This is a genomic window from Actinoplanes cyaneus (genome assembly GCF_016862095.1).
In the GTDB taxonomy this organism is placed as follows: domain Bacteria; phylum Actinomycetota; class Actinomycetes; order Mycobacteriales; family Micromonosporaceae; genus Actinoplanes; species Actinoplanes cyaneus.
Genome location: NZ_BOMH01000050.1, coordinates 1 through 13,042, shown reverse-complemented (window position 1 = coordinate 13,042; position 13,042 = coordinate 1). Strand labels below are relative to the sequence as shown.

Annotated in this window: 11 protein-coding genes; 4 read left to right on the top strand and 7 right to left on the bottom strand. The window is 71.1% G+C overall.

Annotated elements, in window-relative coordinates:
• Positions 1–5: 5 nt before the first annotated feature.
• Positions 6–194: a hypothetical protein gene (locus Acy02nite_RS46750; protein ID WP_239175410.1), complete on the top strand. Its 189-nt coding sequence runs from the start codon at positions 6–8 to the stop codon at positions 192–194.
• Between the two features lie 28 nt (positions 195–222).
• Here the strand turns inward: Acy02nite_RS46750 and Acy02nite_RS32185 are convergent, their stop codons facing one another.
• From Acy02nite_RS32185 to Acy02nite_RS32175, 3 genes are all read right to left on the bottom strand, one after another.
• Complete coding sequence (locus tag Acy02nite_RS32185; RefSeq protein WP_203748888.1) at positions 223–3,465, bottom strand: NACHT domain-containing protein; 3,243 nt, start codon at positions 3,463–3,465, stop codon at positions 223–225.
• Positions 3,455–3,889 (bottom strand): hypothetical protein, encoded by a 435-nt coding sequence (locus Acy02nite_RS32180; RefSeq protein ID WP_203748885.1) that lies wholly within the window; start codon positions 3,887–3,889, stop codon positions 3,455–3,457. The genes Acy02nite_RS32185 and Acy02nite_RS32180 overlap by 11 nt, the downstream gene beginning before the upstream one ends.
• Positions 3,890–4,011: 122 nt before the next feature.
• On the bottom strand, positions 4,012–6,096 hold the full coding sequence (locus Acy02nite_RS32175) for a S9 family peptidase (RefSeq protein WP_203748970.1): 2,085 nt from the start codon (positions 6,094–6,096) through the stop codon (positions 4,012–4,014).
• A gap of 160 nt (positions 6,097–6,256) precedes the next feature.
• On the opposite strand from Acy02nite_RS32175, the gene Acy02nite_RS32170 reads away from it, so the two are divergent.
• On the top strand, positions 6,257–7,384 hold the full coding sequence (locus Acy02nite_RS32170) for an FAD-binding oxidoreductase (RefSeq protein ID WP_203748882.1): 1,128 nt from the start codon (positions 6,257–6,259) through the stop codon (positions 7,382–7,384).
• 67 nt (positions 7,385–7,451) lie between these two features.
• Here Acy02nite_RS32170 and Acy02nite_RS32165 read toward each other — a convergent pair whose 3' ends face one another.
• Positions 7,452–7,877 (bottom strand): MarR family winged helix-turn-helix transcriptional regulator, encoded by a 426-nt coding sequence (locus Acy02nite_RS32165; RefSeq protein WP_203748879.1) that lies wholly within the window; start codon positions 7,875–7,877, stop codon positions 7,452–7,454.
• A gap of 67 nt (positions 7,878–7,944) precedes the next feature.
• Here Acy02nite_RS32165 and Acy02nite_RS32160 point away from each other — a divergent pair, with 67 nt between their 5' ends.
• Positions 7,945–8,517 carry a YbhB/YbcL family Raf kinase inhibitor-like protein gene (locus Acy02nite_RS32160; protein ID WP_203748863.1) on the top strand — a complete coding sequence of 191 codons (573 nt, stop codon included), beginning with the start codon at positions 7,945–7,947 and terminating at the stop codon, positions 8,515–8,517.
• 15 nt (positions 8,518–8,532) lie between these two features.
• Here the strand turns inward: Acy02nite_RS32160 and Acy02nite_RS32155 are convergent, their stop codons facing one another.
• The 3 genes from Acy02nite_RS32155 to Acy02nite_RS32145 form a co-directional block, all read right to left on the bottom strand.
• Positions 8,533–9,147, bottom strand: a complete 615-nt coding sequence (locus Acy02nite_RS32155; RefSeq protein ID WP_203748861.1) for a dihydrofolate reductase family protein — start codon at positions 9,145–9,147, stop codon at positions 8,533–8,535.
• 91 nt (positions 9,148–9,238) lie between these two features.
• Positions 9,239–9,799: a dihydrofolate reductase family protein gene (locus Acy02nite_RS32150; protein ID WP_203748859.1), complete on the bottom strand. Its 561-nt coding sequence runs from the start codon at positions 9,797–9,799 to the stop codon at positions 9,239–9,241.
• Positions 9,800–9,811: 12 nt separating this feature from the next.
• Positions 9,812–11,827 (bottom strand): SpoIIE family protein phosphatase, encoded by a 2,016-nt coding sequence (locus tag Acy02nite_RS32145; protein ID WP_203748857.1) that lies wholly within the window; start codon positions 11,825–11,827, stop codon positions 9,812–9,814.
• Positions 11,828–12,046: 219 nt separating this feature from the next.
• Between Acy02nite_RS32145 and Acy02nite_RS32140 the strand changes: the two genes are divergently transcribed.
• Positions 12,047–13,042 (top strand): HAMP domain-containing protein (locus Acy02nite_RS32140; RefSeq protein WP_203748855.1); only part of this gene is annotated, 996 nt, incomplete at its 3' end.

Sequence of the window (13,042 nt, the reverse complement as noted above, 5' to 3'; positions counted from 1 at the left end):
CACTGATGCGCAGCCTGCGGACCGAGGCCCGGGCGTCGGGAGATGTCGTCACGGTGGTCCTGCCGATCCCGGTCCCGTACGGATCGCTGGCGCTGCTCGGCGGCGGGGCGGTGCTGATCATGCTGCTGGTGGTGGCCGCCGGGATGATGGTGCTGCGGTCGAGCACCGACCTCGAGGAGCTGCGCGCGAGCTGACCCGGTGATCGGAGCCGGCCGGCCCGGGTCAGCCGCGGAGGCGTGGCAGGACGTAGGCGGTCACCTCGTCCGGGCAGCCCGCCTGCTGGGTCAGGCGGTGAGCGTGGCTGGTGATGCGGTTGTCGTCCAAGCTGAGCAGTGCCTCGGCTATCGACAACCGGGTGCTCAGGGCGGTGTCCGGGCGCCAGAAGAGATCTTCCATCCAGTCCGGTCCGGCCGGGTCGCGCCGGGCGAGGCCGCCGAGCAGGCTGGCGACGGCACGGACGGTCTTGTTGGCGATCGCGCCCGGGTCGAAGCCGGCCAGGCGGGCGCCGATCAGGTCGCGGACCTCGTCGCGGGGCAGCCGTCTGGCCAGCAAGGTGCCGGACAGTGTGGTGACGATCCGGACCAGGGCGGCCTGGGCGGTGCTGCCGGGAATGTTCGCCCACACCGCGTCGAACATCGATCGGACCACCTCAGGCGCGATCGGGGCGGTGCCGTCGGCGCGGATCAGGCAGTCGAGCAAGGCCTGGCTCAACTGAGGGTCTGCGCTTCCTCGCAGCGACTCCTCGAAGCGGTCGGCCAGCACCGGCACGAGGGATGCCGCCAGAGCCGCGAACGCCTCCGGGCCGGTGCGGCGCTCGTCGGCAAGAAGGGCCAGGATGCCCCGGCACGCGTCGTTGTGCCGAGTGCCGACCAGCTCGGCCAGCCAGGCGGCGGTCGCCGGTTCCATCGGGCGATCGATCGCGGCCAGCCCGTCAGCGATCGTCTTGACGGCGGTGCTGGCGATGCGGGGGCTCGGTCTCTCCAGCAGTTGTTCCCGGATCCACGCGCGAGCGCTGGGGTCGTCCTGGGCCAGGCGGCCCTCCAGCCGAGCCCGGGTCTGCAGGACATCCGAGTTCGAGCCGCTCAGAATCTGCCGGAGTTGCGGTGTCAGCTCGTCGAGCACCTGCCGGGTGGACCGGAAGAGCCACGCGTCGACCGTGCTGGCCAGCACCGCGCCCGACGGATTCGTGCGAATGAGCTCGTCGAACAGTTGCTTCTGCCGGGGCACCGACCCGCCCAGGAGCGCGACCTGGGCCGGCCAGACGAGGCGGGGCTGGCGGTCACGGACCGTGGTCAGCCAGTCGGCGAGCGCCGCGGCATCGGCAACCGGCAAGCCGGCCGCGAACAGCGGGGCGCTGCTGGTGACCGCACCGACCGCCATCCGGTCGGTGGGCACCGGACCGGCCAGGAGCCGAGCGGCCACCCACTCGGGCGTGGCCTTCACGACGTGCTCGAACGTGTTGACGTGCGGGGTGCCGGCGCCACGGCCCTGGACCAGGTCGTCGACGATCTCGGCTCGGACACTGGCATCGTCGGCGGCGAGGGCGGCGGCGAAGCGGACCACCGCGTTGTGCCACAGCCCCTCCGGAAGGGTGCCGGTGATCAGGGTTCGCCAGGCGGACCAGCCATGTTCGGCACGCAAGGGGGCGCACCGCCACAGCAGCCGCATCAGTGCGACCGGTTCGTCGTCGTCCAGCGGTGGGGCGGTCACCGCGAGCACGGCCCGGCCGAATGCCAGGATCTGCGACTCGTCCAGCGTCTCGGCGTTGGCCAGGAACACCCGGACGACTGCCTGCCGGAAGAGCGGGCCGAAGGCCGCCAGATAATCCGGCAGCCGGTCCAGCAGCTGGTCGAGCACGTCGGCCGGCACCGGCCGCTGCTGGGTCTGCAGCACTCGGGAGACGTGCTGATCGATCACCTTCCGGTCGCATCGAGCGTGCTCGCGGTGGAACGCGCTCAACGCGGTCGTCACGACCGACGCGGCGCGAGCCGGCCGGGCCCGCCCGGCCAAGGAGGTGAAGGCGGCGGTGACCGGGCCGGCCAGGGCCGGCGGGTCCTGCGCCAGCGCGCCGGCGACCACGGCCGGGACCGCCTCGACGTCCCGCGGCGCCTTGCCCAGGGCGGGCAGCATCGCCGGCCACAGCTCCGGCCGGACCCGGACCGTCTCGACCAGGCGGGTCAGCACAGCCGGATCGTGCTGGTGCAGCGCGGCGACGGTGTGCGCCTGCACCCCGACGGGCCCGGTCGGCGGCAGGTGGGTGGCCAGCCGGGTGAAGGTCGCCGCGTCCTCCGGCTCCACCTGGGCGAGAGCCGAGCCCGCGATCGTCCACAGCCGGGTCTGCCCGTCAGCCAGCTGTTTCGACAGGGTGGCGATCGGTGCGCCGTCGACGCCTTCGGCCAGCATCCAGCGGGCCACCGCGTACTCGGCGAAGGATTGGTGGAAGAACTGCCAGCCGGTCTTGGTCTCGATGAGCACGCCTTCGCTGGCCAGCGATCGGAGACCGGATCGCAGACCGGCGTCCAGACGCCGGGCCGGCACGGTCAGCGCCAGATGCCCTTCGTCGCCGAGCAGTTGCGCGGCGACTGCCAGCGCGGCATCCTGCTTGGCGTCGCTCACCGCGGAGCGGCGCCCACCGTGCAGCGCGACCCTGCTCTCCCAGTAGGCGTCGTAGAGACCGGTCACCGTCAGCTCCTCCGGCAGGTGACCATGGCGGGTGAAGACCTCACAGGTCAGCCGCAGACGCAGCGGAATGGTGCACACGTCCCGGATCGCGCCCTCACGCCAGAGGCCCTCGCGGAGGGACTCCATGAACGCGGCGGTCTCCACATCGTCAGCACCGGTGGCTGCCGGGTGTTGCGCGCTGTAGCGCCCGGCCCAATCGACGACCTCGGCGGGGGACAGCGGGGGCAGCGGCACCGCCACCAACCGGTCAGCCAGGCGTGGTGCGGTCTGCACCGCGTTCTCGAAGTACGCCCGGTACTCGTCGTGCCGGCACGTGACAACGACCTCGGCGATCTCCAGCGCCTCGGCCAGCAGCGCGGCGATCGGGCTCACCGTGCCCGGTCCGGTCAGCAGGTCGAGCGTGTCCACCAGCAGGGTGACCCGCCCGTGGTCGGCCCTCAACTGACCGAGCGTCGCGAGCAGGGGCTGTCTGCCGATCGCCGCGCCGAACGCGTCGTCCACCTGGTTACGCGTCGCCCCGGACTCGCTCAGCTGCACGTCACCACAGGCGACCAGGGCCGCCGCTCCACGATCCGGATCAGCGTTGATCGTCTCCAGCCATTGGCCGAGGAGCACGCTCTTGCCGATCCCGCCCTCACCGGTGAGCATCACGACCCGGCGATCCGTCTCACGCTGGTGCTTCATCGCCCGGTCCAGGAGCGTCTGGCGTTTGACCCGGGCAAGGGTCAGCGGCCGCAACGACGACTGGGCCGGCGCGATGATCCTCGGGGATTCAGCCGGCACGTCGCAGAACCCCGTGCCAGTCGGCGGACTTCCGGGTCAGCTCCTCGTCCAGGGCGGTGGCGTCCGCCGCGCTGATCGGCCGGTCAGCGCTGAGCAGCGCCTGTGCGCGGTCGGACCGATAACCCGCCACGATCAGCACGCGGCGCAGATCGGCCCGCGCAGCGGCGAGCCCGGCAGGATCCCGCTGGGCGTTGCCCAGGGCAGTGGTCATGCTGTGCACGGCGTCGGTCACCTCGGCGAGCAGCCGCAGCTCGGCCCGCGCGTTGTCCACAGCGCGCTGCACCCGGGTGTCCTGCAGTGCATCGCGGCTGGCCTGCGCCGAGCGGGAGGAGTTGCGGGCGCTGATGGCGGCGATGACCGCGGACGCCATGCCGATCGTTGCCGAGACCGAGCCGGCGATCGCACTGATCGAACTCGCCTCCACCGGGCTCCTCCCATCGGGGGAGTCCAGCTTGCCAAGGCGACCCGGGCGCGGCAACCACCAGTTGTGCGACCCGTTGCTTCCGGTGCGGCCGAACGCCGTACCGGAAGCAACGCGACCCTGGGTCAGACGTCGACGGCGCCGATGGTGTCGAGGATCCAGGCCAGGACGAAGGCCTCTTCCTTCCACGAGTCGTAACGGCCGCTCGGGCCGGCGTGCCCGGCGCCCATCTCCGTCTTCAGCAGGAACTCGCCCTCGGGAACGACCGCGCGCAGCCGGGCGATCCACTTGGCCGGCTCGTGGTAGAGGACGCGGGTGTCGTTGAGGCTGGTGACCGCGAGGATCTTGGAGTAGCGCAGCTTCGCGACGTTCTCGTACGGGCTGTACGACTTCATGTACGCGTAGACCTCCGGCGACTCCAGCGGATTGCCCCACTCCTCCCACTCCGTGACCGTGAGCGGCAGGGACGGGTCGAGGATCGAGGTCAGCGGGTCGACGAACGGGACCTCGGCGACGATCCCGGCGAACGACTCCGGGGCGAGGTTCGCGACCGCGCCCATCAGCAGGCCACCGGCCGAGCCGCCGCGGGCGACGAGACGGTCCGCGCTGGTCCAGCGGTTACGGATGAGGGCTTCGGCGCAGGCCACGAAGTCGGTGAAGGTGTTCTTCTTGGCGAGCATCTTGCCGTCCTCATACCACCGCCGGCCCATCTCGCCGCCGCCGCGGACGTGCGCGATCGCGAAGACCACGCCGCGGTCGAGCAGGGAGAGGCGAGCGATGGAGAAGTACGGGTCGATGCTGTGCTCGTACGACCCGTAGCCGTAGAGCACGGCCGGGGCGGACCCGTCGCGGCCGACGCCCTTGCGCGCGACGATCGACACCGGGATGCGCGTCCCGTCCGGCGCGGCCGCCCACTCGCGGAACTGCTCGTAGTCCGCCGGGTCGTAACCGCCCAGGACCGGCTTGCGCTTGCGCAGCGTCATCGTGCGGGTGACCAGGTCCACGTCGTAGACCGAGTCGGGGACGACCAGGGACGTGTAGCTGATCCGGACGGAGGCGGTGTCGTACTCCGGGTTTCCGCTGAGGCCGACGCTGTAGAGCGGCTCCGGGAACTCCATGTCGTACGCGTCAGTGCTGCCGTCGCACATCACGCGCAGGCCGGTCAGCCCGTCCTTGCGCAGCGAGATCACGATGTGCCGGGCGAACGCGTCGACGGACTCGAGGCGGGTGCCGGGCTGGTGCGCGACCAGCTCGACCCACTCGCCGGGGGCGTCGACCGACGTGTACGCCAGGGCGAAGTCCTCCGCGTCGCGGTTGTGCAGGATCAGGAACCGGTGTCCGTGGTGCTCGATCTGATACTCCACGCCCTGCTGACGTCCGGCGATCAGCACCGGGTCGGCGGCCGGGGTGTCGGCGGGGATGACACGTACCTCAGACGTGATCTTGCTCTGCGCGTCGATCACGATGAACTTCTCGCTGCGGGTGAGCTCGACGCCGACCCAGAAACGCTCGTCGGCCTCATGGTGGACGACCACGTCCTCCCGGAACGGCTCGCCGACGACGTGCCGGTGCACCCGGTCGGGGCGCCAGGCCTCGTCGACCGTGATGTAGAACAGCACGCTGCCGTCGGCCGACCAGGCGCTGCCGTAGAACGTGTCCGGGATCTCGTCGGCCAGCACCTCGCCGGTGCGCAGATCCTTGACGCGCAGCGTGAAGCGCTCGTCGCCCTCGAAGTCGGTCGAGTAGGCCAGCCAGTTCCCGTCCGGGCTGACGTCGAACGTGCCGAGCGCGAAGAACTCCTTCCCCTCGGCCAGCACGTTGCCGTCGAGCAGCACCTGCTCGCCGGGGCGCTCGTCGCCGGAGGGCGGGCCGGTCTCGCCGGGGCGGACCGGGACACGGCACTGGATGCCGTACTGCTTGCCCTCCTCGGTGCGGGTGTAGTACCAATACCCACCCTTGCGGCTGGGGACCGAGAGGTCGGTTTCCTGGGTGCGGCCCTTGATCTCCTGGAACAGCTTCTCGCGCAGACCGGCGAGGTGCGCGGTGGCGGTCTCGGTCCACGCGTTCTCCGCCTCCAGATAGGCGGTGGTGGCCGGGTCCTCTTTGTTCATGAGCCAGGCGAACTCATCGGTGACCGTGTCGCCGTGGTGGGTGCGCTCGGAGGGTTCCTGGCGGGCCGTCGGTGGGCCGGCGGGCGATTCGGTCGTCACCCGGAACACGTTACCGGCGGAACGGGCCGGGGTGAGTTCCTTACACACCTCGACCTCGGTCATTCGAACGTGTGTACGATGTGCCAGAGTGGACGATCTTCGAGGGTTGTGGTCATCGAAGGTCGCGGTCAACGGAGGAACGCTGGGGGAGGCTTCGGACGTGACTGATTCCCTTCTCGACGCGCTCGTCGACATCTGCGGCCCCGATTTCGCGCGGCAGGCGCGGTCGGTGGACCAGGTGGGCGGGCAGCGCGCCGGCTTCGTCGCGGTGCCGGCCACCGGGCCGGCCGCCGCCGCTACGCTGCGACTTGCCGCGCAGAGAGGGCTCAGCGTCCGGGCGCGCGGTTCAGGCAGCAAGATCAATTGGGGTACGCCGCCGGCCGGGCTGGACATCGTCGTCGACACCGGCCGCCTCAACGGCATGTGGCACCACCGGGGCGCGACCGCGACGGTGGCCGCCGGGACGCCGGTCGCCGCTGTCCAGGCGGCCCTGGCCCTGCAGGGGCGCCGCCTCGCGGTCGATCCGCCCTCGCCCGGCGCCACGGTCGGCGGGATGCTCGCGGTCAACGAGGCCGGGCCGCTCGCGCACCGGTTCGGGAGCCCGGCCGGGCAGACCGACAGCGTGACGTTCGCCGAGGCATCCGGCGCCGAGCGGGAGACCGACGGGGAGAACGGGCGGCCCGGCATCGCCGAGATCGACGGCGTGATCACCTCGGCGACCCTGCGGGTCCACCCGCTGCCGCCGGCACGCCGCTGGGTGGGCCGCTCGGTGCGCACCCCGGCCGCCGTCGCCGAGCTGGTCGAGCAGGCCGTCGCGCAGAGCCTGGAGCCGAGCGCGATCGAGGTGGACCTGCCCGGCGCTGCCGAGGGCACGGTGGCGGTGCTGCTGGAGGGTGACGCGTCGTCGGTCGACGGCCGCGCGGCGAAACTGGCGCAGGTCTGGAACGTGGAGACTGTTCAGGTCGAGCAGGGGCCGCCCTGGTGGGGGCGTTATCCGTTTCGCTCGGGGGATGTCGCGGTGCGCATCTCGGTTCGGCCGGACGGCCTTCAGGCGGTGACGTACGCGCTGCGTGATCTCTGCGGGGCGCCGGTCCCGTTGCGCGGGTCGGCCGGGCTGGGCACGGTGCACGCGGTGCTGCCCGCCGGTCTGCCGGCACGCCGGGTGCGCGACATCGTGGACGGGGTGGAGCAGGTGCTGCTCGCCCGCGGCGGTCGCGTCGTGGTCGTGGCCGCGCCGCCGGCCCTGGCCGCCGAGCTGGAGATGGCCGAGCCCCGCGACCTGTTCTGACGACCGGTCACCAGGCTGGCTGCCGTCGCAGACAGCGGTTGCGGAGCAGGGCACGTGACCAGTGGGTCTAAGTGTCCGCGGTGCGGCGCATCAGGGCTGCGGCCTGCTTGAGGACGGCTCGCTCCTCCTCGGTGAACTCGGCGAGACGGGCGTTGAGCCAGCTCACCGATTGCGCCCGGGCGGCCTGTGCAGTCTGCTCGCCGGCGGGTGTCAACTCGATCAGCACACGGCGGCCGTCCGTCGCGTCCTTGCGGCGCGCGATGAAGCCGCCGGTCTCCAGGCGTCTGATCGTCTGGCTCATCGAACCAGCCGTGACCCGATCGGCCTCGCACAGCTCGGTGAGGGTGTGCGGACCGGTTTTGTGCAGCTGGATCAGCACCCCGAGCGCCGCATCGCCGAGCTCACCGTCGCCGCGCTCGGACCGGAATCGGCGGTAGATCCGCGCGACAGCGGCGCGGAGTTCCGCGGACAGTTCGCTGAGATCTTCGCTCACAGTTGCTAAGTATAACTAAGTATATCTACCGTACTACCAAGCGAACGCACTGATCGGAGAGTCGCCCGTGAGCCTGCTCGTCACCCTTGTCACCCCACTCGGCCGGCTGCTGCGCACCAGGCGACCCGACGAGAGCCTCAGCATCCGTCACGCCGAGGAGGTCGCCGCGCCGCGCACCATCGAGCTACGGTCGCCGGCTTTCGAGCACGGTGGTGTGATTCCGGACCGGCACTGCTCGTTGGATCTCGGGCCGAACGTGTCACCCGCGCTGCGCTGGACGGGCGTGCCCGAGGGCGCCGTCCAATTGCTGTTCGTGCTGGAGGACATCGACGTGCCGATGAGCCGGCCGGGGCTGCACACGATCGCGCTGCTCCCGGACGGCCTGGACGGCCTCGCCGAGGGAGCGCTGACCACGACGGATCCCACGTTCCGCTTCGTGCCGGGCGCGCGGAGGCGGGTCGGCTACTTCGGGCCTCGTCCGCTGCCCGGTCACGGGCTCCACCGATACGGCTTTCACCTGTACGCCCTGGATCGCGCGATTCCCGCCGACGTCCCGCTGCCGGGCCTGCCCGCGGTCCTCGCCGCCGTGCGCGGTCACGTCGTCGCCGACGGCTTCCTGGAGGGCGTCAAGGAGGGCTGACCAAGGTCCAGCCGGTCAGAAGTTGACGGGGAGCAGGGTCGCGGTCTCGGCGGCCAGGTGGCGGCCCATCCGGGCGACGTCACCGACCGCATAGGTGAGGTAGGCGAACTGCCCCACCTCGCGTACGCCGGTCAGGATCAGCTCGTCGACGTGCAGCTTGTGACGCAGCAGCGGGGTGCCCTCGCCCAGGACGGCCGGCGCGATGCCCAGGATGATCTCGTCGAGCAGGCCCTGCTGGGCGAACTGCGCGACCAGGTCGCCGCCGCCGGCCAGCCACACGTTCTTGCCCTGGGCGGCGACGAGCATGGCCTCGTGGACCCGGCGGACGTCGCCGCTGATCATGAACACGTTGGCGTCCGGGACCGGCGGCAGGTCGCGGTGAGTGAAGACCCAGCAGGGCACCTCGCCGTACATGTCGTGCCAGTTCTGCGGCTCTTCCAGCAGATTGTCGTTCTCCAGCACCCATTCGTAGGTGGTCGCGCCCATGGCGAACGCGCCGACGCCGGCGAAGAACTCGCCGAACGGGTTCGCGGTGCCCTCGTCGACCTCGAAGAGCCAGTCCAGCGAGTTGTTCGCGTCGGCGATGTAGCCGTCGATGCTGGTGGCGGTGTAGTACTGCGTCTTCGCCATGCCAACACCATGCCACGAGGACGGCGACAAAAAGGGCAGATCGACGCCTAAACCGTAAGACCGCACGGGACGCCGATCCGTCGCGCCCGGATCATGCGGGCGGTCTCACCGCGTACCGCAGATTGGCGAACTGACCGAGCTGACTCACCGACGTCAGGCTCAGGCGCCGGGAGGTGAGCCGCCGGGGCAGCAGTGGAGCGCCCGCGCCCAGCATCGCCGGGGCCACCCCGAGGATCAGCTCGTCGAGCAGGCCGGCGTCGGCGAACGACCCGACCAGCTCACCGCCGCCGACCAGCCACACGTTCTTCTCGCCGGCCGCGGCCGTCATCGCACGGTGGACGGGGGCGACGTCACCTCGTACGAAATGAAGGTTGGCACCGGGAATGCGCGGCAGCTCACGGTGGGTGAAGATCCAGGCCGGAGTGTCGCCGTAAGGCGAAAGCCACTTCTCGGGCTCCTCGACCGCGTTCTCGTGCGCGAGCACCCACTCGTAGGTGGTGGCGCCCATGGCGAACGCGCCGACACCGGCGAAGAAGTCACCGAACGGGTTGGCCTCGCCGCCGTCGTCGGCCTCGAAGAGCCAGTCCAGCGAGTTGTTCTCGTCGGCGATGTAACCGTCGATCGTGGTCGCGGTGTAGTACTGGGTCCTCATCCATCCACGATGTCAGGCGTCGTTGCGCAGCACCAGGATCGCGATGTCGTCGCGCGGCTCCTCCACCGAGAAGTTGATGGTGGTGGATCGAAGGCGGGCGGCCATCGCGTCGGCCGGATAGCCGGCTAGGGGCGCGGCCGCCTCCCGCAGCCGGCCGGAGCCGAACAGCTCCCGACCGCGGCGCCGCTCGGTCACCCCGTCGGTGTAGAAGATCAGCGAGTCCCCCGCGGCGAGCGTGACCTCGGCGCTCGGCGAGGTGATCGTCTCCAGCAGACCCAGCGCCGTGCCGCCCTCACCGACGAAGATCGTCTGCCCGTTGCCGCGCACCAGCACCGCCCGGTCGTGCCCGGCCAGGTGCAGGCACACCCGGAGGCTGGAATCCTGCTGCCGGGTCACCGACGCCATCGCGAGCGTGCAGTACCGCCCGCCGCCGCGCTGCACCAGCGTGCGGTTGACCCGCTGGAGGATCTCGGTGAGCGACTTCCCGTCGTCGACGAGGATCCGGATCACGTCGCGGACCAGGCCGGTCACGGTGGCCGCCTGCACGCCCTTGCCGGAGACGTCGCCGACCACGACCAGCCAGCGGTTCTCCCCGAAGGGCATCACGTCGTAGAAGTCGCCACCCACCTCGGAACCGGTCGGCACGTATTCCGCGGCGAACCCGATGCCCTCGACGTGCGGCAGCGCCGGGGGAAGAAGAGACGCCTGGAGGGTACGGGCAACAGTGCGCCGCTCGTCGTGGATCCGCGCGTTGTCGATGGCCAGCGCCGCCCGCCGGGCCACGTCCTCCAGGACAGCCACCTCGTCGGCGTCGTGCCGGTGCTTCGCGTGCCGTCCCACCGCGAGCGTGCCGAGCCGCGCCCCGCGGGCCACCAGCGGCACCGCGAAGCCCTCCATCGGCGCCCCGAACATCACCTGGGTGCCCAGCCGGGACGCCTCCTCGAGCCTGGCCAGTATCGACTCGGGCCCCGACTCGGCGAGCGTCGCGTGCAGGTTGGCCAGCGCGGCCTCCTCGGCGTGGGTGGCCGCGGCCAGTTGCAGGCGCCCCCAGGCGTCGGTGGTGTGCACCGCGCACCACTGGCCGAGCCGGGGGACGACGAGCTGCGGGATCAGGGCCATCGTGAGGTTCACGTCGAGGGACTGGGCGAGCAGCTCGGAGGCCTCGGCGAGGAACGTGATCCAGGTGGCCCGGCGCACGTCCGCGCGGCGCAACCGGTCGTTCTCCAGGTGCAGGGAGAACCGCTCGGCGACCATGGCGGCCAGCGACTGGGCGTAGCCGACCGGGGCGGCGTCCAGCTCCAGTTCTCCCGAGTACGGCCGATGCACGCTCAACGGCACCCGGATCGTGTCGGCGTTGTCGCGCGGGGCCCGGCCGTACCGCGCGAGCAGTTGTCTTCCCATGCCGTCGCCGCGGTCGACGCGCAGCACGCCACCGGCCGCCCCGGTCAGGCGCGCGAGCCGGGAGAGCAGGTCGTGCGCCAGGTCGCCGAGGCCCTCGTCGCTCTGCCTGTCCGAGCCGGTGCGCAGCAGCCCGGTCAGCGCGCCCAGGCTCGGGGTGTCGGCCGGCGCCGGGATCCGCGACCCGTCGGCGCCCTCGGGCACGTGATGGTCCAGGTGGAACCACACGCCCTTGCCGTCGCCCTCGTGCACGGTGCCCCAGCGGCTGGCGAAGTGGTCGACCAGCAGCAGGCCACGGCCGCGCTCGGCCACCTCGCCGATGTCCGGGCTCTCGTTCTTCGGCCCGACCGCGAGCTGCTCGACGGGGCCGGGCGCGAAGTCGGTGACGGTCACGGTCAGCCCGGACGTGTCGGCGGTGACCTCGATGTCCAGGTCGGTGTTGGCGTGCACGACCGCGTTGGTGGAGAGTTCAGTGGTCAGCAGCAGGGCCTCGTTGAGCAGACCGTCCAGCCCGGCCTCCTCCAGCACCGAGCGGACCAGCGCACGCGCCGCCGCGGGAGTCCGGCGATCATTGGGGAGACGGGCCCGGCGCACGAGGGTGCCGGACGTCGCTCCCGCGGGGATGCTCATCCTGGTTCCTACCTCGGCTGGCACAGGATGCATCCTCTCCCGTGGGTGGGTGTATGCACAAAGTCGTCTCTCGCATTGACCCGGTCGAGCGAGAGAGGATAGGTAACCCCGGCGGTGAGATTTGTTCAGGGACGGCGGAGACCACGGTGCTGACCTTCGGCTCGGCACGGCTCGAGGCAGGTCCTGAACGACCTCAGTTGGACAGCGAGTGAGGACAGCATGACTGCGGCCAAGGAAGCCAGCGTCGGCGGGCCCGACGAGACCGTTCTGCTCGGTGAACTCGCGGACGCGCTGCGGCGGGTCCGGCGCGGTGATCTCAAGGTCCGTCTGCCCCGTCGTGGCGGCACGGCCGGTGCTGTGGCGGAGGCCTTCAACGAGGTTATCTCGCTGCAGGAACGGCAGAATCTCGACCTCAAACGGATCAGCCGGATCGTCGGCCGCGACGGCCGGCTCACCGAGCGGCTGGACGAGGAGGGCCTGGACGGCTCCTGGGCCGACAGCGTCCGTTCGATCAACTCGCTGATCGACGATCTGGGCCGTCCGACGACCGAGATCTCCCGGGTCGTCGGCGCGGTGGCCGAGGGCGATCTCTCCCAGCACATGGCCCTGGAGATGGACGGTCGTCCCCTGCGGGGTGAATTCCTGCGGATCGGCCGGACGGTGAACACGATGGTGGACCAGCTGTCGTCGTTCGCCGAGCAGGTCACCCGGGTGGCCCGCGAGGTGGGCACCGAGGGTGAGCTGGGCGGTCAGGCCGACGTCCGCGGGGTGGCCGGCACCTGGAAGGACCTCACCGACTCGGTGAACACGATGGCCTCCAACCTGACCCACCAGGTGCGCTCGATCTCGCAGGTGGCGACCGCGATGGCCCGCGGCGACCTGTCGCAGAAGATCACGGTGGCCGCCCGCGGCGAGGTCGCCGAGCTGTCCGACACGATGAACGGGCTGACCGACACGCTGCGGCTCTTCGCCGAGCAGGTCACCCGGGTGGCCCGCGAGGTCGGCACCGAGGGCAAGCTGGGCGGTCAGGCCGACGTGCCGAACGTGGCCGGCACCTGGAAGGACCTCACCGACTCGGTGAACTCGATGGCGTCGAACCTGACGAGTCAGGTCCGCAACATCGCCCAGGTCTCCACCGCGGTGGCCAAGGGCGACCTGTCGCAGAAGATCACGGTGGCCGCGCAGGGCGAGATCCTCGAGCTCAAGGACACCGTG